Annotated in this window: 29 protein-coding genes and 1 pseudogene; 14 read left to right on the plus strand and 16 right to left on the minus strand. The window is 39.3% G+C overall.

Going from position 1 to position 26,119, the window contains the following annotated elements:
- Positions 1-76: 76 nt before the first annotated feature.
- The 7 genes and pseudogenes from F935_RS13000 to msrA all read left to right on the plus strand — a co-directional run bounded on the left by F935_RS13000 (position 77) and on the right by msrA (position 4,929).
- Positions 77-436 (plus strand): hypothetical protein, encoded by a 360-nt coding sequence (locus F935_RS13000; protein WP_016139329.1) that lies wholly within the window; start codon positions 77-79, stop codon positions 434-436.
- Between the two features lie 11 nt (positions 437-447).
- Positions 448-811, plus strand: a pseudogene (locus F935_RS13005) (hypothetical protein); the annotation flags it as partial.
- 167 nt (positions 812-978) lie between these two features.
- Positions 979-1,821, plus strand: a complete 843-nt coding sequence (gene thyA / locus F935_RS13010) for a thymidylate synthase (RefSeq protein WP_016139331.1) — start codon at positions 979-981, stop codon at positions 1,819-1,821.
- A 44-nt stretch (positions 1,822-1,865) separates the two neighbouring features.
- Entirely contained in the window at positions 1,866-2,375 is a 510-nt protein-coding gene (locus F935_RS13015; protein WP_016139332.1) for a dihydrofolate reductase, read from the plus strand.
- 14 nt (positions 2,376-2,389) lie between these two features.
- Entirely contained in the window at positions 2,390-3,445 is a 1,056-nt protein-coding gene (locus F935_RS13020) for an Lnb N-terminal periplasmic domain-containing protein (RefSeq protein ID WP_016139333.1), read from the plus strand.
- Positions 3,446-3,768: 323 nt separating this feature from the next.
- Positions 3,769-4,269, plus strand: coding sequence for an SRPBCC family protein (locus tag F935_RS13025; RefSeq protein WP_016139334.1), 501 nt, complete (start codon positions 3,769-3,771; stop codon positions 4,267-4,269).
- A gap of 135 nt (positions 4,270-4,404) precedes the next feature.
- Positions 4,405-4,929: a peptide-methionine (S)-S-oxide reductase MsrA gene (gene msrA, locus F935_RS13030; RefSeq protein WP_016139335.1), complete on the plus strand. Its 525-nt coding sequence runs from the start codon at positions 4,405-4,407 to the stop codon at positions 4,927-4,929.
- A 57-nt stretch (positions 4,930-4,986) separates the two neighbouring features.
- On the opposite strand, the gene F935_RS13035 is transcribed toward msrA, so the two are convergent.
- From F935_RS13035 to F935_RS13055, 5 genes are all read right to left on the minus strand, one after another.
- The gene (locus F935_RS13035; protein WP_016139336.1) at positions 4,987-5,391 is read right to left on the minus strand and encodes an ExbD/TolR family protein; all 405 of its coding nucleotides are present in this window, start codon (positions 5,389-5,391) and stop codon (positions 4,987-4,989) included.
- A complete protein-coding gene (locus F935_RS13040; RefSeq protein WP_016139337.1) occupies positions 5,391-6,011 on the minus strand; it encodes a MotA/TolQ/ExbB proton channel family protein in 621 nt (206 codons plus the stop codon). Before F935_RS13040 ends, F935_RS13035 begins: the two co-directional genes overlap by 1 nt.
- Positions 6,012-6,054: 43 nt before the next feature.
- The gene (locus F935_RS13045; RefSeq protein ID WP_016139338.1) at positions 6,055-6,813 is read right to left on the minus strand and encodes an energy transducer TonB; all 759 of its coding nucleotides are present in this window, start codon (positions 6,811-6,813) and stop codon (positions 6,055-6,057) included.
- A gap of 380 nt (positions 6,814-7,193) precedes the next feature.
- Complete coding sequence (purU, locus tag F935_RS13050) at positions 7,194-8,057, minus strand: formyltetrahydrofolate deformylase (protein WP_016139339.1); 864 nt, start codon at positions 8,055-8,057, stop codon at positions 7,194-7,196.
- Positions 8,058-8,132: 75 nt separating this feature from the next.
- Positions 8,133-8,825, minus strand: a complete 693-nt coding sequence (locus F935_RS13055; protein ID WP_005302132.1) for a TetR/AcrR family transcriptional regulator — start codon at positions 8,823-8,825, stop codon at positions 8,133-8,135.
- 112 nt (positions 8,826-8,937) lie between these two features.
- On the opposite strand from F935_RS13055, the gene F935_RS13060 reads away from it, so the two are divergent.
- The 4 genes from F935_RS13060 to F935_RS13075 all read left to right on the plus strand — a co-directional run bounded on the left by F935_RS13060 (position 8,938) and on the right by F935_RS13075 (position 12,820).
- Complete coding sequence (locus F935_RS13060; RefSeq protein WP_016139340.1) at positions 8,938-10,386, plus strand: coniferyl aldehyde dehydrogenase; 1,449 nt, start codon at positions 8,938-8,940, stop codon at positions 10,384-10,386.
- Between the two features lie 167 nt (positions 10,387-10,553).
- On the plus strand, positions 10,554-10,790 hold the full coding sequence (rpmB, locus tag F935_RS13065; protein WP_000048256.1) for a 50S ribosomal protein L28: 237 nt from the start codon (positions 10,554-10,556) through the stop codon (positions 10,788-10,790).
- Positions 10,791-10,802: 12 nt separating this feature from the next.
- Positions 10,803-10,958: a 50S ribosomal protein L33 gene (gene rpmG / locus F935_RS13070; RefSeq protein WP_003654787.1), complete on the plus strand. Its 156-nt coding sequence runs from the start codon at positions 10,803-10,805 to the stop codon at positions 10,956-10,958.
- A 152-nt stretch (positions 10,959-11,110) separates the two neighbouring features.
- Positions 11,111-12,820, plus strand: coding sequence for a cation:proton antiporter (locus tag F935_RS13075; RefSeq protein WP_016139341.1), 1,710 nt, complete (start codon positions 11,111-11,113; stop codon positions 12,818-12,820).
- A 35-nt stretch (positions 12,821-12,855) separates the two neighbouring features.
- Here F935_RS13075 and F935_RS13080 read toward each other — a convergent pair whose 3' ends face one another.
- The 10 genes from F935_RS13080 to F935_RS13125 all read right to left on the minus strand — a co-directional run bounded on the left by F935_RS13080 (position 12,856) and on the right by F935_RS13125 (position 21,814).
- Positions 12,856-13,134: a hypothetical protein gene (locus F935_RS13080; protein ID WP_002114792.1), complete on the minus strand. Its 279-nt coding sequence runs from the start codon at positions 13,132-13,134 to the stop codon at positions 12,856-12,858.
- 112 nt (positions 13,135-13,246) lie between these two features.
- Positions 13,247-13,750 carry a DUF6586 family protein gene (locus tag F935_RS13085; RefSeq protein WP_004794811.1) on the minus strand — a complete coding sequence of 168 codons (504 nt, stop codon included), beginning with the start codon at positions 13,748-13,750 and terminating at the stop codon, positions 13,247-13,249.
- A gap of 81 nt (positions 13,751-13,831) precedes the next feature.
- Positions 13,832-14,194: an ASCH domain-containing protein gene (locus F935_RS13090; RefSeq protein ID WP_016139342.1), complete on the minus strand. Its 363-nt coding sequence runs from the start codon at positions 14,192-14,194 to the stop codon at positions 13,832-13,834.
- A 9-nt stretch (positions 14,195-14,203) separates the two neighbouring features.
- Positions 14,204-14,443 carry an RNA recognition motif domain-containing protein gene (locus F935_RS13095; protein WP_016139343.1) on the minus strand — a complete coding sequence of 80 codons (240 nt, stop codon included), beginning with the start codon at positions 14,441-14,443 and terminating at the stop codon, positions 14,204-14,206.
- A gap of 72 nt (positions 14,444-14,515) precedes the next feature.
- A complete protein-coding gene (locus F935_RS13100) occupies positions 14,516-16,495 on the minus strand; it encodes an ATP-dependent helicase (protein ID WP_035366278.1) in 1,980 nt (659 codons plus the stop codon).
- Positions 16,496-16,611: 116 nt separating this feature from the next.
- Positions 16,612-17,184: an HdeD family acid-resistance protein gene (locus tag F935_RS13105; RefSeq protein ID WP_035366527.1), complete on the minus strand. Its 573-nt coding sequence runs from the start codon at positions 17,182-17,184 to the stop codon at positions 16,612-16,614.
- 135 nt (positions 17,185-17,319) lie between these two features.
- Positions 17,320-18,078, minus strand: coding sequence for a hypothetical protein (locus F935_RS13110; RefSeq protein ID WP_016139346.1), 759 nt, complete (start codon positions 18,076-18,078; stop codon positions 17,320-17,322).
- A gap of 88 nt (positions 18,079-18,166) precedes the next feature.
- Positions 18,167-20,803 (minus strand): type I DNA topoisomerase, encoded by a 2,637-nt coding sequence (gene topA, locus F935_RS13115; RefSeq protein ID WP_016139347.1) that lies wholly within the window; start codon positions 20,801-20,803, stop codon positions 18,167-18,169.
- 35 nt (positions 20,804-20,838) lie between these two features.
- Positions 20,839-21,288 carry a hypothetical protein gene (locus tag F935_RS13120; RefSeq protein WP_016139348.1) on the minus strand — a complete coding sequence of 150 codons (450 nt, stop codon included), beginning with the start codon at positions 21,286-21,288 and terminating at the stop codon, positions 20,839-20,841.
- A gap of 148 nt (positions 21,289-21,436) precedes the next feature.
- Entirely contained in the window at positions 21,437-21,814 is a 378-nt protein-coding gene (locus tag F935_RS13125) for a winged helix-turn-helix transcriptional regulator (protein ID WP_016139349.1), read from the minus strand.
- Positions 21,815-21,913: 99 nt separating this feature from the next.
- Here F935_RS13125 and F935_RS13130 point away from each other — a divergent pair, with 99 nt between their 5' ends.
- Positions 21,914-22,924: a zinc-binding alcohol dehydrogenase family protein gene (locus tag F935_RS13130; protein WP_016139350.1), complete on the plus strand. Its 1,011-nt coding sequence runs from the start codon at positions 21,914-21,916 to the stop codon at positions 22,922-22,924.
- A 55-nt stretch (positions 22,925-22,979) separates the two neighbouring features.
- Here the strand turns inward: F935_RS13130 and F935_RS13135 are convergent, their stop codons facing one another.
- Positions 22,980-23,225 (minus strand): SlyX family protein, encoded by a 246-nt coding sequence (locus tag F935_RS13135; RefSeq protein WP_016139351.1) that lies wholly within the window; start codon positions 23,223-23,225, stop codon positions 22,980-22,982.
- A gap of 32 nt (positions 23,226-23,257) precedes the next feature.
- Here F935_RS13135 and F935_RS13140 point away from each other — a divergent pair, with 32 nt between their 5' ends.
- Both F935_RS13140 and F935_RS13145 read left to right on the plus strand, forming a co-directional pair.
- Complete coding sequence (locus F935_RS13140) at positions 23,258-25,168, plus strand: ATP-binding cassette domain-containing protein (RefSeq protein ID WP_016139352.1); 1,911 nt, start codon at positions 23,258-23,260, stop codon at positions 25,166-25,168.
- A gap of 231 nt (positions 25,169-25,399) precedes the next feature.
- Positions 25,400-26,032: a LysE family translocator gene (locus F935_RS13145; protein WP_016139353.1), complete on the plus strand. Its 633-nt coding sequence runs from the start codon at positions 25,400-25,402 to the stop codon at positions 26,030-26,032.
- The last annotated feature ends 87 nt before the right edge of the window (positions 26,033-26,119 follow it).

The following is a 26,119-nucleotide window of genomic DNA, read 5'->3' on the forward strand; positions in this document are numbered from 1 at the left end:
CTAAATCAGAGGAGTTTCGGCTCCTCTTTTCTTTTTTTATGCTACAGTTTTTATTCTCCCAAGATGAAGATATACCATGCTGGAATTCTGGTTTAACACGCAAGTCCCGACATTTAAAAAACTAGTAATTTTGATTATTACGCTGCTTATTTGTATTGCGCTCTATCAATACCAACCGCTGCCTTTAGATACGATTCTGATGTTTACTGGAACTGGCGTAATTTTTTTAATCTGCCGTTACTTTAAATTGCACTTTGCTCAAAAAAATCCGACTGGGTTATTTTATCGCCTGTTGACTTGGATACCTATTGCACTGTTATTTGCCCTTATTTTTGTTAAAACAATGCCTAACTTACTCATCTGGGGTGTGCAAGGAATCGCTTTTATGGCACTTGCCGCTTTTATTTTTTCACCTCAATCTCTTTTTAAAAAATAGGTTTAGTTTTCATGTTGGCTTATTGGTACAACGCTCCGCGCCATATCAAACTCATCTTTATTGTGGCGGTTTGTATGGCAGTTTATGTCGCTAATCAAGTTCAGCCGCTATCTCCTATTTATACTGTCCTCAGCCTTATTTTCGGTTTTGGTTTACATCTTGGGCATTACTTAAATAGCAAAATCTCCAATAACGAATCGTATAAATCGAGCTTTAGACTTTTAAGCAGCATTTACCCTATTTTTATCGTTGTTATTTTGATGTATCTACTTCCTGCTCAGCAGAAATGGATTCTTGCTATACAAGCTTTAGGCTTTGTACTGGTTGGATTTTTTCTTGTTTCGATTCATCAAAATCGTGCCAAACGATTTGAATAATTACGTCTATTGAAATGTCATAGAACTATTTTTAGATTTTCATCTTGAGCTACAACAGGTATCATCTTCAATGGTTCATGATGAAGCAGCTCTATTGCGTAATTATTTATCGTTGAGCTATCTCCCCCTTTTATTTTATGGAATTAATCCGAACTCGAGAGTGTTATGCGTGCATATTTAGACCTTCTACAACATATCCTTGATAATGGCGGTGACAAAGGCGACCGTACAGGCACAGGAACCCGTTCTGTATTTGGTCATCAAATGCGTTTTGATCTCTCTAAAGGTTTTCCTTTACTCACCACAAAAAAAGTTCACTTCCGTTCTATTGTGATTGAGTTACTTTGGTTTTTAAAAGGCGACACCAACGTCCAATATCTAAAAGACAATAAAGTTTCAATTTGGGATGAATGGGCAACAGCAGATCAAACTGCTCGTTTTGGCCGCCCAGAGCATGAGCTTGGCCCTGTCTATGGTCATCAATGGCGTAATTTCGGCGCAACCAAAAATGCGGATGGCACTTATAACCAAGATGGTTTTGACCAAATTAAATGGTTAATTAATGAAATTAAAACCAACCCAAACTCACGTCGTTTAATTATTTCTGGTTGGAACCCGAACGAAGCTGGACAAGTAGCCTTACCACCTTGCCACACGCTTTTTCAATTTTTCGTACAAGATAACAAATTGTCATGCCAACTTTATCAACGTAGTGCAGACGTATTCTTGGGCGTGCCTTTTAACATTGCGAGCTATGCTCTACTCACCCATATGATTGCTCAAGTGTGCGGTTTAGGAGTCGGTGATTTTGTATGGACTGGTGGTGATACGCATCTTTATGTCAATCATTTTGAGCAAGCACAACTTCAATTGACACGTGAACCTTTACCGCTCTGCCAATTGAAACTAAATCCAGAAGTAAAAGACTTATTTGATTTCAAATTTGAAGATGTTGAAATTGTAGGTTATGAGTCGCATCCTGCAATTAAAGCACCAGTTGCAGTATAACAACGACTCAAATTTCATTAGGTTACGGTTTAGAGAATAAGATTATGGCATGGCAAAATGTAGAAGTTGTTCACGTTGTGGCAATGGATAAAAACCACTGTATTGGTAAAGGCAATGCGTTGCCATGGCATATTTCTGCCGACTTAAAACATTTTAAAGAAATCACACAAGGTGGTGTGGTTGTGATGGGTCGTAAAACCCTTGAGTCTATGGGCCGTACTCTACCAAACCGTGTGAACTGGGTCATTACTCGTGACATTAACTGGCACTTTGACGGTGTTAAAATTGCCTATTCAATTGAAGATGCTTTAAATGCAGCTTTAGAAGATGTAAAAAATACTGAAAAACAGGCATTGTTCATCATTGGTGGCGGTGAGATATTCAAGCAAACTTTGTCAATTGCAGACCGTCTTGAACTTACTCATGTTGACTTAGATGTGCAAGGTGATGCACATTATCCAACAATACCGAGTGAATTTCATAAAACTGCAAGTGAACAGCAAGTTGATGAAAAATCAGGGACTTCATTCGAGTTTGCCACTTATAAAAAATAATTCAATGGATGCCTATGCACAATATCGGAACACGTGAATTTATTATTGCTCTACTTTTTGGGCTGTTACATAGTCTATTCACGCTGTTTATTGTGTTTTCTAGTATTTGGGTATGCGTAGCGCTCTGGGTTCAACAACCTTTTGGCTGGTTAGGCAGCCGCATACTCATTGGCATCTGGATTGCTTTTGCGCTGAGTATGGCGGGCCTATATGTTGAAGGCCATCTTGTTAGCCGCCGTACAGATATCCTGATTTACCTTTTAGCATTTGCCTGCTCTCTCGTTTGGTATTTTTCGATTACTGCACGTCAAGACCGTGACTGGAACCCTGAAGTTGCCAATATGCTGAGCTATGAAAAGCACGGCGATGTAGTCACTTTGCATAATGTCCGTAACTTCAACTGGCATCCCGATGGAACCTATGATGTTCGCTGGGAAACTCGAACTTTTGATCTAAACCAGTTAAATGGAATAAACATCATTGCCTCTTACTGGATGGGACCACAAATTGCCCATACACTGGTCAGCTTCGAATTTACACATCAACAACCTTTAGTCTTCTCAATCGAGATTCGCAAAGAAAAAACTGAAGAGTTTTCTGCAATCGGCGGTTTTTTTAGAAAATATGAACTGAGCTTAATTGCGTCTGATGAAAAAGATATTGTCTATACGCGTAGTAATGTCCGCAAAGAACAAGTTTATAATTTTCCTATCAACATGCCACGGTCCGAGCAAAAAGCTTTATTTTTAGAATATCTTAAAAAATCAGATGAGTTACGTACAAAACCAGAGTGGTACAATACACTCACGAGTAACTGTACAACTCTCATTTTTGATATGGTTCAAGCGATTAACCCATATCAGCTTCCTAAAGATTATCGTCTAATCGCTTCAGGGTACTTACCTAATTATTTATATGATCTTAAAGCACTTAATCAAAACGTCAGTTTAAAACAGTGGTATCAAATTGCGCATATCAACCCACGCACTGAAAATTTTGAACATCTTTCAGATCAGAGTAGTGAACACTTCTCTCAAATCGTTCGACAAGGTTTACCTAAAGCTGACTAGAATCTGTTTGATATTCCATAGATGCGTTGTTCTAGAGAAATACTCCTCTCCGAGATAATCCAGCAGATAAAATAATGGTCAAGCATGTTCCATTGACAAATCAATTTACTCTAATCACATTACTCATTATATATATCCAATTGGTAACATAATGATTGATACATTATTCATTTAAAATAAGTTATCAACTGAATAAACTCATTTCATCCACTCTCAAAAGAACGTTTTGATAGCCTTGAAAATGATATGCAAGAATTACAAAGCAATTCCATAACTTCTTCAAATTTAAAATTAACTAATTTGCTAATTAAAGGAAAATAATCATGACAGAAACGATTGCACCATTTAGTACTTCTAGAGTATTCAATGCACCTCGTGATCTTGTATTCAAGGTACATACTGATATTAACCACTTACAAAACTGGATGAGTCCCAAAGATTTTAAAATCATCCACACTTCAATGGATTTTAGAGTTGGAGGCACTTATCACTATGGGTTAGAAGGACCCGATGGAACACAAATGTGGGGGAAGCAGGTGTTTCGTGAAATTGTACCCAATGAGCGATTAACATTTATTCAATCTTTCTCAGACAAAGACGGTAATAACACACGACACCCTATGTCACCGACATGGCCATTAGAAATGTTAGCAACCACAACTTTTGAAGATATTGATGATATAAAAACAAAAGTCACAATTACTTGGCAACCGTGGAACTCTGACGATGTTGGGAACTCAACTTTTGATTCCGCTCGCGATGGAATGGTACAAGGATTTAATGGAACATTCTCTAACTTAGAAGCTTATCTAAAAACCCTTTAAATATAGAGGATCTATTAGTGGCTAACGGAAACTGAACAGGTTATTCTCTTTTTCTTTACTTTTTTATACATGCTTTACTTTGTATTTTAAATACATAAACCCTATTGTAATAGGCAGGAAATAGAGGAAAAAACAATGCAACAGGCATTATTTGGCGGCGGCTGTTTTTGGTGCGTCGAAGCTGTATTTTTACAAATACGCGGTGTAGAAAAAGTAACTAGTGGTTATGCAGGTGGGCACACGACTAACCCTACCTACGAGCAAGTATGCCAAGGAGATACCCAGCACGCTGAGGTGATCTTGGTAGATTTTGATGAAGAACAAGTAACATACTCCCAGTTACTCGATGTATTCTTCGCGACTCATGATCCAACGACTTTAAATCGCCAAGGTAATGATATGGGCACGCAATACCGCTCTGTTATTTACTATTATAATGAAGAGCAAAAGCAGGCAGCTGAACATACAATTCAAACGCTAAAAGATGATGATCTTGATATTGTGACTGAACTGTCCCCTGTTCCGACGTTCTATGCAGCCGAAGAATATCATCAGAATTACTATGCAAAGAATCCTTCACAAGGTTATTGCAACTTTGCGATTCCACCTAAGTTGCTTAAACTATATAGTAAATTCCAACATCTTATGAAAGATCAATAAATTACAGCAATAAAAAAGCAACCGATTTGGTTGCTTTTTTATTAGGTAAACTAAATTTTAGTTTTCACTGACAAAGGCAATATCGCTCAGTCCGGCTTCACTGGCGCGAGACATTACCTGTGCAACAGTATCGTACTTCGACTCTTTATCTGCACGAAGCTGAACTGTTGGTTTAACAGCGCCCTGACCTGCTTCTTGAAAACGTTTTTGAAGCTCATCAAGGCTAATTACTTGAGTATCCCAAGCCACTTCACCATTTGCATTAATACTAATCGTAATTGCTTTTGGTGGTGGATCAATAATTTCAGCAGTTGTTTTAGGAAGCGTTAATGGAATCGATGGGTTGGCAACTGTTGCTGTGACCAAAAAGATGATCATTAACACCAACATAACATCGATTAGCGGAATGAGGTTCATCTCATTTATGCCACTATCGTGGTCTTCACCCAATTGAAAAGCCATTAAGCTTGACCTCCAACATAACTTTGCTGTGCAGTTTTAACATCAGACTTTACAGTTGAGTCTTGCTGCAACATCGTGTCAATTAACAGGCTGTGCGCTTGATCTTGTAAATCATGAGCAAGACCACGGTTAGCACGTACACAGATGTTATAAGCCAATACCGCAGGAATCGCAACGGCAAGACCAAGCCCCGTCATAATAAGCGCTTCACCTACTGGTGTAGCCACCTGAGCCAAACCTGCTTGTCCACTTTTACCTACTGCAACAAGTGCATGGAAAATACCCCACACCGTACCAAATAAACCAACGAATGGTGCAATTGAAGCAATTGTTCCTAAAACAGAAATACCTTTTTCAGCATTGACTTTTTCAGCAGAAATTTGACGTAGTAGAGCCTGTTCTGCAACCGCTTTACGCTGTTCAAAAGTCAAAGGTTGTAACTTTGCTTTTAGCAAAGTAATAGCCTGAGAAAGTTGAGCATAAGCTTGTTGCTTTAATTGGCGAGTCCCCATCAAACGTAAGATGAAAACTGTCCAGGTAGCAATCGACATTGCCAATAAGATGAAATACAGGGTTTTACTCACTGCATCTGCATGTTGCCAATAGATTGAAAAGTTCATATTGAACTCCTGATTAAGGTTAGCCGTTGGGACTCAAATTCATTTAAGGGGTTAAATCAAAGGGTTGCTCTGCTTTAATTGGATAAGCAACACCATTTTCCATATAAGGTTTAAACTTCGCACCGCGAACAGCACGGACAACTTTGTCATCTAGACTTGAAATACCACTACTTCTAGTCACTCGTACATTAATAATCTTGCCTTTTTCATCGGCTTCAATCAGTACCATGACAGAGCGTGCTTCGCCTTGTAAATCTTTTGGAGAAACTGTTAAACGTGGTGATCTACTCCACTGCACACCCGAACCACCAATTGAAACTCGTTTTGGTGATGGATCTGGAGCAGGTTGAGCTTTAGGTGCTTCTTGTACTACTGGTTTTGGAGTTTCATCTACTTTTTTAACAACAGTTGTCGTCGTCGTTGTCACCACTTTGGTTTCAACTTTAGGTTCTGTCTTTACTGTTTGTTTTGGTGTTTCAGCCTTTTTCACCTGTTGAATCTTTTCCACTTTTTTCGGTGGTGTTACAGGTTTTTCAACAACTTTAACTTCTTTTACCTCTTTCTTAGGTTCCGGCTTTTTAGGCGGTTCCTTTGGTTTAGGAGGTAGTGGTTTAGGTTGCTCTTGAATTTTTACGAAACGCACCTGTAAAGGTTTTTTATCGATTGGCTTTAATTCAGCAGGCTTAATATGGCTAACTGCCCATAAGACCCCGATATGACCAATTGCAACTGCAATTAGTGCTGTGATGACTTTCTTTTTCATCGGATTGGGAGCGTTTAAGGCTGCGGAAGATTGACTCATAAGAATCTAATTACCTAATGGATGATGATTTCAGATTTCTATTTATAGAAACGATTTCAAACATCGGATAGAACAATAAAGTGCCACAATAATAAATGAGAAGTGTTTTCATTTGCAACTATTTTTTGAGAAAAACATTTACTCTGTGTCATAGCTTTGTGCCTGCTCAGTGTCTTTACTTTAGTTTTCTCATAGTTACATCAATAAATATCCCGTGTTCACAATTTGTTTAGCCAAACTTAAATTGTTGTGCTATTTACACCATGAACAGATCTAATTCTATGATAAACCCATTTATTATTGATATGTTATATTGTTTCAAATTAATTTTAAATATAAAAAAACACGCAAGATGCGTGCTTTTTTAGAATAAGCATTATTTAAAAAACAACGGTCTTATTACCATCAACAATAATACGATCTTCTAAATGCCATTTTACTGCACGAGCCAATACATTACGTTCTACATCTTCACCTAGCTCACGTAATTGCTCAACATTATAGTTATGGCTCACACGCTCAACGTCTTGCTCAATAATTGGGCCTTGGTCAAGGTCAGCTGTCACATAGTGAGCTGTCGCACCAATCAACTTCACACCTTTTTCATAAGCTTGCTTATATGGATTGGCACCCACAAAAGCTGGCAAGAAAGAATGGTGAATATTGATAATTTTCATTTCCCATTTTGCAACAAAATCTTCACTTAAAATCTGCATGTAACGTGCAAGAACTAATAAATCATTACCTTGCATCATTTCATCAATTTGCGCATAAGCTTCAGCTTTATTGTCTTTGGTAACTTTAATTACAGAAAATGGAATACCGAAGTTTTCGACAGATTCACGTAAATCTTCATGATTTGAAATGACATGAGTAATTTCACAAGGTAACGAACCGCGTGCATGACGCCATAACAACTCAAGCAATGCATGGTCCACTTTAGAAACTAAAATACCAACTTTTTTAACATCGCCTACGAAAGCAAGACGCCATTGCATGCTATAACGCTCAGCAACGTTCGCAGCAAAAGTTTGAATCAATGCATCTTTACGCGACTGTAAATGATCAAGTTCAAATTCAACACGCATGAAATAACGTCCGCCCTGAGCTTCCGTCGCATACTGATCAAGCGCGGTAATGTTTGCACCTTGATGATACAAAAAGCTCGATACCGCTTGTACGATCCCTGGCTTGTCTTCACAAGTAATCAGTAAACGGGCTGTATTGGCAGTGGTCATATTCATTTGGTTAATATCACTTAATTGAGATAAATTTTTTAATAGGCCGAGTATTCTAGCGCCCTAAATAAACAAGCACAACTATTCGTCTTTTAAGGACGATAAGCTAGCAAATAGATCTGAAGGGCCAAGAGATTCAAGCAACTGCTCATAAGTTGCTCGGCTTTCACCCATTAGATAAGGACCTTCAAGGAAAACCATTTGGCGTAATGCTTGCCAAACCCATTTTTCTTCTAAATGGTTATTGTCACTAATATGACCAGACATATACAAAAAGTTTGTCCAGTTTGTTAATACAATCCACAAGTTAATAATGAGAGCTTCAATTTCCGAAGCCGTCATTTTCATAAGACCAGCATCTACAAAGGCTTGATAAATCTTTTGCCCCTGCTGCATGACCTGTCCCGCAAAACGCGGATAAATCTTTTTAAAGTCTTCGTTACTTTCTACTAAATGATAAACATCACGATGAATAAAACGGTAGCTCCATAACTGGCCACTGAGCACTTGAAAATAGTTGATTTTATCATTGGTCGTTAATGGTCTATCGTCAGGTAAAGAAAGCACTTCCAAAGTCTCGGCCTGATATTGATACATTAATTCCTTAATGATTTCATGCTTGTTCCGAAAATGATAATACAAGTTTCCAGGACTGATACCTAACTCCGCAGCAATATGATTGGTTGTAACCGACCGTTCACCTCGCTCGTTAAAAAGCTGCAAACTGATTTGTAAAATCCGGTCTTTTGTCTTCAGAGCTTTAGGTTGAGACATTTTAATAACCTTTAATAATTCACATGGTTAAGACTTGAACACATAAACTGACTTGACTATTTAGAGTATTTACTCTAAAAAATAAACATATCAATGTATTTGGTAAGTACCGATGAACAGTCAAACAAAAACAAATCCAGAGACTCAGCTTCCTTATGATGTTAAGCATTTACATGATTTGCTTGAACAACAAAAGCGTGCTTATTTACGTCATCCGGTACCCACTGCTAAAGAGCGTATTGATCGTTTAGCTCGTCTTAAAAGAGTCTTGGTAAAATATCAAGATCAGATTGCCGACGCAATTAACCTTGATTATGGCAATCGTGCAGTTATGGAAACAAAAATTGGTGAGTTACTCACCAGTTTGGAACAAATCAAATATTACAGTAAACATCTGACAGCGTGGATGAAACCTTCAAAGCGCCATATCAGTGTATTACATCAGCCAGCAAAAGGTTGGGTACAATACCAACCTATGGGTGTAATTGGTATTATTACACCATGGAATTACCCATTACTTCTTTCAGTTGGACCATTAATTTGTGCGCTGGCAGCGGGCAACCATGCCATGATCAAAATTTCGAGTGCCTCTCCTAACTTTGGGCGAGTCCTTGAAAGTGCATTAGCAGAAGCGTTCCCACAAGAATTAGTTGCTGTAGTAAATGGTGGCGGCGTTATTTCGGATGCATTTAGTCATTTGCCTTTTGACAAAATGATTTTCACAGGCTCAACTTCTGTTGGTAAAACAGTGATGGCAGCCGCAGCTCAAAATCTGGTTCCTGTTATTCTTGAGTTAGGCGGAAAATCTCCTGCCCTTGTGCATGCATCTATGGATATGAAAGATGTGGCTCAACGTATTGCCGTAGGTAAATTATGGAATGCGGGTCAAACGTGTGTTGCACCTGACCATATTTTCTTGCCACGCGGGAAAACTGCCGAGTTCATCGAAAACTTTAAATTGATTGTGGCTGGCATGTACCCGCATTTCCGCAATAATCAAGATTACACGTCTATTATTAATGACAAGCAATACAACCGTATTCAGGGCTACCTTGAAAATGCTCGCGATCAAGGTGCTCGTATTATTGAAATTAATCCTCAAAATGAAATTTTAGATGATATCCGTAAAATTGCGCCGACTTTAGTTACAGGCGTAACGACTGCAATGGATATTATGCAAAATGAAATTTTTGGTCCTATCCTGCCAATTTTGGAATATGACCAAATAGAAGAAGTCGTCGAATTCATTAATAGTCGCCCGCGTCCTTTAGCGATGTATTATTTTGACTATGATCAAGCGCGTGCTGACTATATTGCACAGCATACCCACTCAGGACATTTCGGAATTAACATGGTGATTACCCATGTGGCTCAAGATGATTTACCGTTTGGGGGAATTGGTGCATCAGGTATGGGTAAATATCACGGACCAGAGGGCTTTTTTAGCCTTTCTCATGAACGTTCGGTGATGTCTAATCCAAAACTTTATAGCCTTAAATACATTCTTCCACCCTTCAATAAGCCCATTCATCGTTTCATTTCGAAAACCTTGTTGCGCTAACTGATCAAGGCATGATCTGTTATACTAAATCATGCCTCGTTTTTACCAATTCCGCTTGTCTTTTAATCGTATTTTTGGTATAAAACGCCCCTTGAATGAATTCATCCGTTTACATTTAGTATGACTGGCCACAGATTTGCTGTTGGCTGAATCAATGGAGTTACACCATGTCTAAGGTTTGCCAAGTTACCGGCAAGCGTCCAGTCGTTGGTAACAACGTCTCACACGCCAACAACAAAACCAAGCGCCGGTTCGAGCCGAACCTGCACCACCACCGTTTCTGGTTAGAAAGCGAAAAACGTTTTGTACGTCTTCGTTTAACCACTAAAGGTATGCGTATTATTGACAAATTGGGTATCGAAAAGGTTGTTGCAGACCTTCGTGCTCAAGGTCAAAAGATCTAAGGAGTCTGAACAATGCGTGATAAGATTCGTCTCGTTTCTACAGCTGGTACAGGTTATTTCTATACCACGACTAAGAACAAACGTACTATGCCGGAAAAAATGGAAATCAAAAAATTTGATCCAAAAATCCGTCAACACGTGATTTTCAAAGAAGCTAAAATCAAATAATTTTAGCCTCGAAAAAAAACGACTTCACAATGAAGTCGTTTTTTTTTTGCATTTTTTTTATAGCTCGCTTTTTTTTGTTAAACTTTCCACATATTTCGCCTTGGCATTTTTTATGCTTGTCTTTAGCCTAACTCACGTAAAAGGAGTTTTTAGTGCCGCATGACGTAGATTTAATTGTTTTACTTGCTGTTGGTTTCGGTGTTGCCCTCTTTTTTGGTTATCTTGCGGCCCGATTACGACTTCCCCCTCTTATCGGCTATTTAATTGCCGGAATTATTATTAGCCCAAATACACCGGGCATAGAAGCTGATATGCATCTTGCTAACCAGCTTGCAGAACTCGGGGTCATGTTCCTGATGTTTGGTGTAGGGATGCACTTTTCATTAAATGATTTGCTGCTGGTTCGACGTATTGCTGTACCAGGCGCGATTTTACAAATTGCAGTCGCCACTCTATTAGGAGTCGGCGTATCCATGCTCTGGGGATGGAGCTTTGGTTCTGCACTCGTTTTTGGCTTAAGCCTGTCGTGTGCGAGTACTGTTGTACTATTAAAAGCTTTAGGAGACCGAGGTCTTTTAGACTCAGTCAACGGCAAAATTGCTGTGGGGTGGCTGTTAGTCGAAGATTTAGTAATGGTACTTGTTTTAGTACTTCTTCCAGCTACAGCAGTTTTACTCGGCGGGAAAGCACCAGAAGGCGCAGATGGTAATATCTGGTTAACCCTTGGGCTCACGTTATTAAAAGTAATTGGCTTTATTGCCTTTATGCTGATTGTAGGTAAACGTGTCGTTCCTATTATTATGCAGTTTGTTGCTCGTTTAGGTTCAAGAGAGTTATTCACCCTTACTGTTGTTGCCGCTGCTGTTTCAATTGCCTACGGGTCTTATGCCATTTTTGGGGTTTCAATGGCATTAGGAGCATTCTTTGCAGGAATGGTTGTTAAAGAATCTGACTTTAGCCACCGCGCAGAAGAAGAAACGCTTCCACTCCGTGAAATTTTCTCAATTCTGTTTTTCGTGTCTGTGGGCATGCTGTTTGATCCACATATTCTGGTTGAACGTCCACTCCATATTTTGGCCGTTATCGCAATTATTATGGTAGGTAAAACACTTGCTGCAATGGCTTTGGTTTTATTCTTTCGCTATCCGCTTAATACAGCTCTTACAGTTGGTGCGAGTTTGGCCCAAATTGGTGAATTCTCATTTATTTTAGCCACTCTTGGTGTCTCATTAGGTTTATTAACTTTAGAAGCACAAAATCTGATTTTAGCTGGTGCTTTATTTTCAATAACACTGAACTCTTTTATTTTCTCTGCCATTGAGCCCGTACAACGCTGGATTCGTGAGCGCTCTCACTTAGCCCGACTTCTTGAACGCAGTGGTGACCCATTGGCCATGTTACCCGATGAAGTTGATCAGGCTTACTTACGCGATCAGGTTGTCATTATTGGATATGGCGGTGTGGGGCGACGTATCACTGAAAATTTAATTAATGAAAATATTAAAGTCGTTATTGCCGAAGAGAATCGTGAAATCGTAGAAAAGCTACGTCAGGCGAATATTGCTGCTGTGAGTGGTGTTGCAACCGAACCAGGTGTTTTAATTCAAGCACACATCATGCATGCAAGACTCTTGGTGATCTCACCTATGGATATTTTAGATATTCATCGTATTGTGGCGATTGCTAAGCAATTAAACCCTCAAATTCAGGTGTTAATTTGCGCAGAAAGTAAAGAAGAAGCCGCAGTAATCAGAGATGAAAATATTGGTGAAGTGTTCTATGCCAAAGAGGAAATGGCAAAGAATATGAGCCATCATATATTAAATCAGATCGAGCTTGCCCATCAGTCAACTATTCATTAACCCTATAAAAAAGCGTACTCAAGAGTACGCTTTTTTTAACTCAAGAATTTAGGCTGTTCATCTAGTACCTCAGCCTGCCATTCGTTTACCTGCTTTTCGAGCAGTCCAAACAGTGCAGCCTGAATCATATGCTGAGCAACAACTGGAGTTTGCTCACCCAAGATTGCTTTTACTTCATCGCTAAATTGAATTTTAACCAAGGGTTCATTCTCAGAACCTGCATTACGCAAGGCGAGTTCGCCACCTTCGAGTTGGACTAATTCCAAAACGGCTTCTTGATTTCCAAATAACTCTTTCAATTGCTGTATAGACATATATTTCCTCCATGTTTCAACATGGTGGCAAAGCACCCTTGCACTTTGCATCTCTTGTCTTATTTATATAGGCACACCCGGATTAAATTTCAAGCGTTCGGGCAGTTTAATTTTAGAACTCGACCATTTCATTACGAAAACCATCAATTAAATGGCTTAATTCGCGATGCCATTCACGCAAAATCTTAACATCTGGCAACCAAGATTGAGGACCTTGAGTTACTTTGATAATGAGATTAGAAGATGTTTCTTCTTCTGGGGTCGGCTCTTTAGGTTCTGGTGCATATTGACACATACGGTAAGCTCGTTTGAGCTCTGCAACAAAACCATCTTTTGCCAATTGTTGCAAAACGGACACTTCTGGAGAAACCTGTCCTTTTGCCGCCATATGTTCTTCAATAGATTTTAAAGTGGGTTGCAATTCATTTAAACGGTAATAACGTACGAGTTCTTGTAAGAAAGCTAACATTGCACCATGTAAATGAAATACAGCTGCTTCACGGTAAGCTTGTATCTGTTGCACATGATCGGTCTGTTCTGCCTGTTGACACGCTAAGCGCGCAAAATAGAGCTTTTGATTGGTACGATCGGCATGATAACGAGCAACACGTGACATAACTAAACTTTCCTGTTCTAAAATCGCTATTGCAACAGCTATTCTTTAGCTTAACGACTCCATTAATAAAATCAACGTTATTTATGGTAAATCCAGCTCAACTTGATAAATTTTACGTTTAGCTAAAGTTTTTAATGGCTGCTTTATAGGACGAACATTGCTTAAAACCCAAGCAAAATATCCTTCGTCCCAAGCAGTTGCACATGCTGGCTCAATTTCATCATTTCGCCAAGCATGAATAGAGTCGACATCAACTAAAGTGACAGCAACTCCCTCTTCTACATCAGTATCTTTAACCAAAAATTTTTGGTTCTCGACAATTAATAGATCTTTGATTGACAGTTTTTTAGGTCCCCATGAACGCACTTCAAGTGTTTTTATACCTTCAGCGATACGAGTACCATTTGGCGTTACAATCGAAAGAGCTAAAAACTGTCTTTTCACACTGAAGACTTATTCTTCAGCTGCTTTAACACGAATTCCATTGCCTTTAACTTTAAGCAGGTTTAAGCCTTTAATTGCCTTAATTGCTTCACGTGGGTTAGGCATTTCAACAAAACCAAAACCTTTTGATTTACCTGAGTCTTTATCAGTAACAAGAACACACGTATCAACTTTACCAAATGCTTTGAATAACTCTAAAATTTCAGTTTCACTCACAGCACGATCTAAATTACGAACTAATATCTTCATTTTCTAACCTTAATTGGCAATTAAAGGGAGCAGCCAATATATTTAAGTAATCACAGTGTCTTATACAGTAGTTTAATCTAGATCGATACCAAAACCTAAATTTACTGTAGGTGAACGGTTCCATTGCTTTTTAGCAAATGGCTGAGGTACTTGCCTATGAATCTTTGCCTGAACCAAATGTGTAGGAAGGTCATTTAGGAAATAACTCTCGATTTTACGACCTTGTTCGTCATAATTGTCTTCTGACCATGTATTGAGGTTTTGCTTGGTCAAAATTAATTCATTTTCTGCACGTGTTAATGCAACATACAATACTCGGCGCTCTTCTTCGACATCATCAAAATCGCCCTGTGCTCTTGCATAAGGATATTGATTTGGCGATACATGAGGTACATAACAGACTTTCTGTTCGGCACCTTTAGCTGAATGGATCGTAATTAAAGTCACTAAATCCTGATCAGCCGCTTTCTCAATTTCAGAAACTGAAATAGGTTCAAGAACATATTCTTCGAGGAATTCACCTAAAGACGCATGTTTACGTGCAAGTTGCTTGACCAAATCAAAGTCTTTTAACCGGCGTGACCAATCTTTAGTTTTATAATTTTGCTCTAGCTGTTCACCTAAAGCATCGAGTGCTAAGCCAATACTTGCTTCAACATGCTGCTGTAATACATCTAGCTGTTTTAAAATTAAAATCGCTTGCAAAGGAACTTTGCCATGACGTTCTAGACGCTTGCAGCGCTCCTCAACATCAGCAACTCCCATCAGATCTTGGGCGAGCTTACTTGCACCAACGTCACCAATACCATCCCATAAAGTTAAGAAACGCATCCATGCCAAATCATCGTGAGGATTGCTCACAATACGTAGCAGGCTAAGCACGTCTTTCACATGGGCAGACTCAAGAAGCTTTACCCCGCCAATAAAACGGTAAGGTAGTTCAGCAGCGATGAAAGCCCCTTCCAGATATCGTGCACTATAGCCTGAACGCACCAAAATCATATGGTCGTACCAGCTTGCACCTTGCTGATGTCGCGTTATTAAGTCCTGTGCAATCCAGTTTGCTTCTTCATATTCATTACCAAATAGGTGTAGCTGAGGCTTTTGCCCTTGCCCACGATGTGCTTGCAGCTGTTTTTGATAATCAATTGGACTGTGTGCCAATAACCAATTTGATAAATCCAAGATTTCTTGAGTCGAGCGGTAATTTAAATCCAGTGTATGAATAACTGCGTCAGGTATCCGCTCTTTAAAAGAATGGATATTTTCAAAATCTGCACCACGAAAACCATAAATCGACTGGGCATCATCGCCAACACAAAACAGCTTCACTTTGCCAATCAAGGGCTGCAATAAAGCCCATTGCAAAGGATTGGTATCTTGCATTTCATCAACTAGCAATGCCTGACAAAAACCTGCTACCCAATTCGTTAATGCTTCTGAATTTTGTAAATGGACAGCCACAATCGATAAAATATCGTCGTAATCTAAAAAATTACGCTCTCTTTTACGCTGCTCATAGGTTTTCATTAAATCTGCAATTTGAGTCTTATGCTCATATGCATCTGGAAGCTGTTTAATTAATGCCTCAGAAAGCTTTGTTTGAGTATTTCTCGCATAAGAATATAAATCACACAGCTCTGCGGCTTTGGGCAAGACGTTATCTTTATCTTTGCCTCTTAATAAGCGAAACATAAGCAACTGATCATCACGATCAATAATACTAAATTGGTTTAACCCAAAAGCTTGGGGGTTACGGCGCAGTAAATACATACAAAAAGTATGAAAAGTTGAAGCTCGCAGCCCCTTTGCCTGTGCTCCCACATGTTGTTCTACTCTCGCAACAATTTCACTCGCAGCACGACGAGTAAACGTTAAAATCTGGATTTGGTTCGCTGGCAAGCCTTGATCAATTAAATAGGCTGCACGAGCAACAATAGTTTTAGTCTTGCCACAACCAGCGCCCGCCAAAACTAAACAGTTTTGTGCAGACGTAGTAGCTGCTTTTTTTTGCTGAGCATTTAGTTCATTAATTAATTTTGCAAGACTCATAACACATATCGCTAAAACACCAAGACATAGTTTAACAGACCCCGACAACAGATGGGTCCGCCCACTTTAAAAACAAAAAGAGCACTTAAAGTGCTCTTTGGGTGAATATTATTTTTTTAAGATACTGTTTTTGAACTAGAAGGAAGATGCTTAATGGCTGAAGCCAAACCTAGAAAGTTAATTCCCTGAAATAAAATATCAATAGCAAGGAACATTCCTAATACCCAAAAAGGTGAATCTTTAGAAACTAAAATTAAAATACCTGTAGCGAACGTCAATAACCCTGAAAATAGGGTCCAACCCCATCCAGTAATTGGCTTAAGTAAAATTGCATTTATAGTACGTATAGCACCAGCAATGATCAGCGCTATAGATAATAGGCTTGTCAGCACCACTGCTGTAGTGACTGGAGTAGAAAATGCATAATAACCAGCCATTAAATAAAGCACACCAAACAGTGCCCATAACCATCGGCTTGCGCCTTTAAAAACACTCATAGCCGCGACGAGATGCAAAACACCGCCGACCATCATGAGTATTCCAAATAAAAAAACAACAGAAAAGGTCGCAAATGGCAATGAACTAAATAAAATCAGGCCAAAACCAATCAGCACAAAGCCCAATATCAAATACCATTTACGGTCAGCATGTAACTGATTACGTACTAAATCATTACCTACAGTTTTCATCATGGCTACTCTTATTATCAGGTATTAGAATTTCATCTACCCAATAATAGTGATGCACTTCACATTTTTTGTCTGTATAAAATCTGCATCGTTTCTTAACAATTGAGGTGGATAAAGCAGTATTTATCCACAATTTTATTTCACCCAGCCAATTTCTTGAGCTGTAGGTAAACCTATTACTGTTTCATGTAAGCCATTCGGCATTTTACTGCTCTGTTCAGATAAAGGCGTTCGACCACCCATGATTTCGGCATCGGTTTGTGGATATAGAGGTACTTTTTCAGGTTGGGCATAACCTAAAGGGTAAATAGGTTGTCCTGTTTTTAAATCATATTTGTCTTGTGCCCCAAAGCCATGTAATAGCTCATGAACAATCACAACCTGATTTTGTAAAGCTTGTGTCTTGGTCGCAAATAAATTCACACTACCAATGCGACCTTTTTCTAAAGCAGTCGAATGGATCAGGACTTTTTGATAGTTGGGATCATAATAATTTAAATAAAGTTTGAGTGATGCACCACTATCTTCAGGTTGTTTTTGTCGCCATGCATAGAAACGAAATTTTAAGCTCCACCACATAACATGCAAAATATTAGCATTTTGAGGAACCTCGGGTGGTCGTTGCTGCAACTGTTGTCCTAAGCGAATTGTAAAGTTTCCTGATTGCCCACGATAATGCTGTGACCACTCACTTAAATAGCTGTTAATTGCCCAAAAATCTTCATTTTTCAACTGATGGATATAGGCCTGTGTTGTCTCTAAACCATCTGCATTAACTGGATGTAAAACGACTACAATTGGTCGATTCCAATCTTGATTTTGATCTCGCCATGCTTGAACAGCAACAATCAATAAAATAATTAATAAACATAAGACCCGAATGTTTTTCCACATTCTTATTCCCCATAAAATTAAAATTTTCTTTTATTGTTTTAGACATAAAAAATGCTAGCTGAGCTAGCATTTTTTATGGTGGACTTGATTAGCCCTCAACCCATTTACCATCTTGGTAAACTAGGCTCCATTTAGTTTGTTTACCTTCTGGGGTTTCTGAACCAACATATTGTGATTGATTCTTACGACTGAATTTCACAATTGTTGGATTACCTTCAGGGTCCACATCTGGCGCTTGTAAAATAAATTGATATTTTGGATCAAGCTGAGCTGCCACACTACGTAATTCTGCAACTTTTGGCGCACGTGTTTCACGAATTTTCGGGAATTTACTCGCTGCCAAGAATAAGCCTGCCGCACCGTCACGCAACACAAAGAAGTCATCATGTTTCGCTGAACGTAGGTGTTCCATCTTGATAGGTTCTACACGTGGAGGTGCTGGTTGACCACTCTTCAAGACTTTACGGGTATTGTCACAGCTTGTACAAGCGAAATACGGGCCAAAACGACCAGTCTTAAGCTGCATCTCACCATCACATTTATCACATGGAATCGTTGGGCCATCATAACCCTTAATCTTGAACTCACCTTCTTCAAGCTCAAAACCATCGCAGTCAGGGTTATTACCACATACGTGCAGTTTACGACCACCATCAATCACATAGCTGTCCATGGCAGTGCCACATTTCTCACAGCGATGCTTAGACATCAAGTCTGCAGTTTCAGCACCATCATCATCAGATAGCGCAGCTAAAGACTCAACAGGTGTTAAGTTCAACGTACCCTTACAACGTTCTTTCGGCGGCAAGTTATAGCCAGAACAACCTAAGAATACGCCTGTTGTACCCGTGCGAATCTGCATTGGACGTGAACATTCAGGACAATGTACAGCTGGTACTTCAACTGGTTGATTACGACGCATTCCCTGCTCACCCTGAGCATTGGTTAGGCGTTTCTTAAAGTCACCATAGAAAGTGTCTAGTAACTCTTTCCAGTTACGCTCGCCTGTTGCAACTTTATCAAGCTGTCCTTCAAGGTCTGCCGTAAAGGCATAATTCATCAGGTTATTAAAACTTTCATCCAGACGATCCGTCACAATTTCACCCATTTTTTCGGCGAAAAGACGACGGTTTTCTAACTTAACGTAACCACGTTCCTGAATGGTAGAAATAATCGCGGCATAGGTCGAAGGACGGCCAATACTACGTTTTTCAAGCTCTTTAACTAAAGATGCTTCAGTAAAACGTGCAGGTGGTTTAGTAAAGTGTTGACTTGGATCTAACTTTTCTAACTTTAAGATTTCACCTACTTTAATAGCAGGTAAAATAATGTCGTCATCTGACTTATTCGCACCACGTACTTTAGTGAAGCCTTCAAATACAAGCGTACGGCCTTTTGCCTTTAACTCAACATTCGCTGCTTCAACAATCAAAGTAGAAGATAAATATTCTGCTGGTGTCATTTGACACGCAACAAACTGACGCCAGATCAAATCATATAGACGTTGAGCATCACGCTCTACGCCCGCAAGCTGATCACCTGTAAGCGCAACATTTGACGGACGAATCGCTTCATGGGCTTCTTGGGCACCCGCTTTGTTACCATAGCGGTTTGGCTTTGCTGGTATATATTTTTCACCATATTGGCTTTCAATATGCGCACGTACCATGCTTACTGCATCATCACTCAAGAAAGTTGAGTCAGTACGCATATAGGTAATAAAACCAGCTTCATATAAACGCTGAGCCAACATCATGGTTTTCTTCACAGAAAAGCCTAAACGTGTACTCGCAGCCTGTTGCAAAGTTGAAGTAATGTAAGGTGCGCTTGGATTAACCTTAGTTGGCTTATCTTCACGCTGTGCAACTTTATATTCAGCCCCTTTTAAAACATCTAATAAAGCATCAGTTTCAGCTTTATTTTTCAGTTTAAGGGTTTTACCAGCCTGTCTAAATGCTTCAAGACGGATGTCATCTTTTTTAGACTGTGTATCTGCAAAAACTTGCCAATATTCTTCTGGAATAAAAGCACGAATTTCTCGCTCACGCTCTACAACCAGTTTTACTGCTACTGACTGCACACGTCCTGCTGATAAACCACGGGCAATTTTTTCCCAAAGTAATGGCGAAACCATAAAGCCTACAACACGGTCTAAGAAACGGCGTGCTTGCTGAGCATTCACACGATTTAAATCCAGGCGTGTTGGCTGTTTAAATGCTTCTTGAATGGCATTTTTGGTAATTTCGTTAAATACCACGCGATGATAACGGCTGTCATCACCACCAATCACTTCTCTTAAGTGCCAAGCAATGGCTTCCCCTTCTCTATCCAAGTCCGTTGCGAGATAGATTGCATCGGCATCTTTGGCAAGTTTTTTGAGTTCAGCTACAACATTTTCTTTACCAGGCAGAACTTCGTAGTGAGCTTCCCAACCATGTTCAGGATCAACGCCCATACGATTAACTAAAGCCTGACTAGCTTTTTGTTCTTTTTCGGCTTCGGTGAGTTTAGTCCGGGCAGCCGGCTTTTTCTCTGTTGATTTACTGCCACCTGTTGGCAAGTCACGTACGTGACCTACAGAAGACTTTACAATGAATTGCGAACCCAAATATTTATTGATGGTTTTCGCTTTGGCAGGCGACTCCACAATCACTAAGGCACGTTTAGGTGCAGCAGGTGCAGTAGATGCTGTGCTTTGAGATGCAGAGCGCGAGGTATTCGCCATATAAAATGTTATTCCTATACCAATAAATTTAAAAATCAGGCTTTAGCCAAGGCCAACAGATAAGCCTTCATCTCATCTAATTGTGTTGCTCTCAGGTCTGATTCCTCATCCCAATAAAGCCCTACACAGTTTGCCTGCATATCAATAGCATAAATCCCTTTTAATGCAATGGGAGAATCATTAAATTTCTCATCACCCTGAATCACTTTTAATTTGCCGTCTACAACACGAGCACGCATTAAAGTTAAACGGGCATCAGGAATCAATACACTATAATAAGCAACCATGCTGGCGCGTTTTTCAGTAGCCATTGGGACATGTGTCCATTCAGGTGCAACAATTACACGTGGATGCAACCCTATTTTGCGGGCTTTATCTCGCATAATACCAAGTGCCTTTTCACGTGGACTCACTCTTAAACCAAAAATGGAGCCTAGTACGAAAAGAACAATGATAACGGTAACCCAAATTCCCATATTGTCCATAGCAAAACCTATTAATCTCTTTTATTAGAGTTGCATAAGCTGACCAGAAAACGCAAGTTACATCAGAAAAATAATGCCCGATAAGATCGCAAGACCCAAAATAACGGTATTTCACTGTGCAAATTGCAATGTTGTCACTCAAATATATTTAAGAGTTTTGACTCTCATCAACAAGTATCAACTTTCCAAATCGGTCAAGATGGGCATCTCCCCAGAGTTTTAAAGCAAATAAAATCTGCTCAAGACTTTGCCCTAATTCGGTCAGGCAATATTCCACTTTAGGTGGAACCTGAGGGTAAACCTCCCGATGAATAATTCCGTCTTGCTCTAACTCACGTAACTGATTTGTCAGCATTCTTTGGGTAATGCTCGGAACACGCTTTCGAATTTCATTAAACCGTAAGGTGCCTTCATTAAATAAATGCCAAAGAATGACGCATTTCCACTTTCCGTCAATCAAACTAATGGCTGCCTCAACTGAACAACCCGGAGAGCAATCAAAACTTGAATGTCGTAATTTTGCCATTTTACAGTATCCTTTTTGACACTATGAGCGTTATTTGTCTGTAGTCACCAAATTTAAGCTTACGTTATGATCAAACTCCCAACAAGAGGAATTATTCTTATGAAAGCTGTGGCATATCAGAAAGCAGGGCCCATTACATCGCCAGAGGCACTTGTTGATATTGAACTCGACACCCCTGTTGCACGGGGCCATGATCTACTTGTTCGTGTTCAGGCGATTTCAGTTAATCCGGTAGATACAAAAATTCGCAACAATGTAAACCCAGAGAATAATCAATGGAAGACTCTTGGCTGGGATGCAGTAGGTGTCGTTGAAGTGATTGGAGATCAAGTTTCTCAATTTAAAGTTGGAGATGCAGTCTGGTATGCAGGCGCCCTCAATCGCCAAGGCAGTAATAGTGAATTACAGTTAGTTGATGAACGCATTGTGGGTCATAAACCAAAAACTTTAGAAGCAACGGAAGCAGCTGCTCTTCCTCTAACTGCTATCACAGCATGGGAAATGTTATTTGATCGGTTACAAGTACCCAAAGTTGCCCCAGAAAATACATCTATATTAGTGATTGGCGGAGCTGGTGGAGTAGGTTCAATCACAATCCAGCTACTCAAGCAGTTGACTAACCTCACAATTATTACGACAGCTTCACGAGCAGAAACTAAAGAATGGGTTAAGCAACTTGGTGCTGACTATGTATTAGATCATCGTCAACCTTTACCAGCACAAATCAAGCAATTAGGTTTAAATGCACCTTTATACGTGTTCTCGACCACTCAAACAGATCAGCATTTATCAGATATCGTAGAGTTAATTGCGCCGCAAGGTCATTTTGGATTAATTGATGATCCTGCACAGTTAGATATTAAGCCTTTTAAATCGAAGTCTGTATCGGTGCATTGGGAATTTATGTTTACACGTTCAATGTTCCAAACTGAAGATATGGAAAAGCAAAGTGAACTATTAAATGAAGTCAGCAAACTGGTTGACGAAGGAAAAATCAAGACCACTCTTTCGCAAATTTTAAGCCCAATTAATGCTCAAAACCTAAAACTGGCTCACCAACAAATTGAAAGTGGTACGACAAAAGGGAAAATTGTATTGCATGGTTTTTAAGCAAAATTCATAAATTTCCCCTAATAAAATGGCAAGTATCGAACTTGCCATTTTATTAATAGTGGGGAGGTTTATTGGTTAATGGGTCAAAAGCGGCAATACCTTCTGATAAATCCGATGATTCCATACGTTGATAAAGAAATTGCATTTGTTTTTTTAAATCAGCTATTTCTTGAGTCTGAATAGCGAGTTGTTGATTTAATTCTTCAACTAAATCATCCAAAAATGTAATTCGCACTTGCAAATCTTCAATGGGTGCGGACAATGACGCTTGATCATCATAATATGGTGGTTTAGTCATTTAAATCCTCATTTGAGATTCTGGAAAACATTATGGCCTATATTACCCTAAGGGATGTCCAACTTGCTTTTGGCGGACCTGCCCTGCTCGATGGCGCGAACTTTAATCTAGAACGTGGCGAACGAGTCTGTTTAATTGGTCGTAATGGTGAAGGTAAGTCTACTTTACTTAAACTGATCGAGGGAAGCCTATTACCAGATTCTGGTGAAGTTTCCATTCAAAATGGTCTAACTGTTTCAATGTTAGCCCAAGACGTTCCAATGGACTCTGGCAAAGTAGCTGACATTGTGGCGGATGGTGCAGGCGAAGCTTCTGAAGTACTCAGAGCGTATCATGAGGCGACTGACGCTTGTATGTTAGGAGATATGGAAGCCTGTGACCGTATGGGTAACCTTCAGCATAAGCTAGACCAGCTAGATGGTTGGGCACTAGAAAATAAGGTAAATGCTCTTTTAAGTAAAATGGGACTTGATCCAAATGCAGACTTAGCAGACCTGTCAGGTGGACGTAAACGCCGTGTCTTACTCGCACGTGCTCTATTGACGCAACCAGACGTATTACTTCTAGACGAACCAACGAACCATTTAGATGTTGAAAGTATTGAATGGTTAGAAAAGTTTTTATTAGATCAAAATAATTTAACGCTTCTGTTTATCTCGCATGACCGTTCATTTGTAGATAGCATTGCAACTCGAATTGTGGAACTTGATCGCGGTATTCTACGAGGTTATGAAGGCAATTATTCTCGCTATTTAGAGCTCAAAGCTCAGCAAATGGAAGCAGAAGAAAAACAGAATGCTTTATTTGATAAAAAGTTAGCTGAAGAAGAAGCTTGGATTCGCCAAGGTATTAAAGCACGTCGTACGCGTAATGAAGGCCGTGTTCGTGCTTTAAAAGATTTACGTGAAGAATCGAAAGCACGCCGCTCACAACAAGGCAAAGTGAGTATGGCAACTCAAGATGCAAATCGTTCAGGTAAATTAGTATTTGATATCGAACATTTAAGCGTCGCTTACGATGACAATTTACTGATCAAAGATTTCTCTACCCTTGTTATGCGTGGTGATCGAATTGGCTTGGTTGGTGATAACGGCGTTGGTAAAACGACGTTGATTAAAGCCATTTTAGGTGAACTCGAACATGGCGGTTCAGTTAAAACAGGTACACAGTTAGAAGTTGCATATTTTGACCAGTTACGTAATGCCTTAGACCTTGAAAAAACAGTCATGGCAAACGTTTCAGAAGGTTCTGACTTCGTTGATGTGAATGGCAACCGTCGTCATATCTACAGCTATTTACAAGACTTCTTATTTTCACCTGAACGTGCTCGTACTCCAGTAAAAGCACTTTCTGGTGGTGAACGAAATCGAATCTTACTGGCTAAATTGCTGCTTAAACCATCAAATCTAATTGTAATGGATGAGCCAACCAATGACTTGGATATGGTGACTCTTGAGCTTCTAGAAGAAATGTTATCTGATTATAAAGGCACCTTGCTTCTCATTAGCCATGACCGTGCATTTATGGATAACGTAGTAACATCTACATGGGTATTTGATGGCAAAGGTAATATTGCTGAGTACATCGGTGGCTACCAAGATTATTTGCAGCAACGTCCAGATGACAAAGTAGTCGATCAAAAATCTGACGTTAAAAAAGCTCAGGCAAAAGCTGAAGCAGATAAAGCTGCTGCCCAAAGTACCGTTAAAAAAGTCAAACTGAGTTATAAAGATCAGCGTGAACTTGAACAATTACCTGCTGAAATTGAGAACTTAGAAAAGGAGCAAGCAGAACTTTCTGAGAAACTTGCAGATGGTTCATGGTTTGTTAAAGATGCTGATACAGCAACAAAAGCAAGCCAACGTCTTACAGAAATTGACGAGTTATTACTTGAGAAATTAGAACGTTGGGACGTGCTTGAACAAATGAGCAAAGGAAACTAAATAGTTTTACTTTCCAAAAAACGTAAAAAAGAGCTCATTTAAATTAAGTGAGCTCTTTTTTTATATTATGAATATAAGCTTTTAAAAACTTAAAGCTTATAAATCACATTCATATAATGGATTATATCTTCGCTATTTTTAGTGTTTTAAAATAGCCTTGTACTTGAATATAAGACTTATAAAAATAATTATGTTATACCTAACAGCATAATAATATTGGAGTGTTTTCGCATGCTGGAGCTTTCTCAAATTTTAGCATTTGGACTAATTTGTTTGGCGATGGTACTCACTCCAGGCCCCAATATGATTTACCTTATTTCCCGTTCGATTAGTCAGGGCAAAATCGCAGGATTCATTTCGTTGGCCGGTGTCGCTGTTGGTTTTGTATTTTACATGCTATGCGCTTCTTTCGGGATCACAGCACTTGTTGTCGCCGTACCTTTTGCTTATGACACCATTCGTATTGCTGGTGCAATTTATCTACTCTGGCTTGCATGGAAAGCATTACGTCCAAATGCAGCCCCTATTTTTAATGTAAAAGATTTATCAGTGGACTCCCCAGCTAAACTCTTTTTAATGGGTTTTGCGACCAACTTGCTTAATCCAAAAATTGCGATTATGTATTTATCTTTACTGCCACAGTTTATTCATCCACAACAAGGCAGTATTTTAGCGCAGTCTATTCAACTCGGGACGATACAAATTTTTGTTAGTGTTTCAGTAAATGCACTTATTGTGTTTTCTGCAGGTAGTATTGCCCTTTTTCTACAACAAAAACCTCTTTGGGCAAATATACAACGCTGGCTCATGGGAACTGTATTGGCCGGACTCGCTGTTAAAATTCTCTTAGAAAATCGCCGATAATTTATCCTGCTTATTTCAAGTCCTCTTAACACTCAATTGAATAGTGTATTACGACGATAAATTCAGTTCGTGATACACTTTTGCCAG

It is taken from the genome of Acinetobacter calcoaceticus ANC 3811, assembly GCF_000399665.1.
Lineage (GTDB): Bacteria > Pseudomonadota > Gammaproteobacteria > Pseudomonadales > Moraxellaceae > Acinetobacter > Acinetobacter calcoaceticus_B.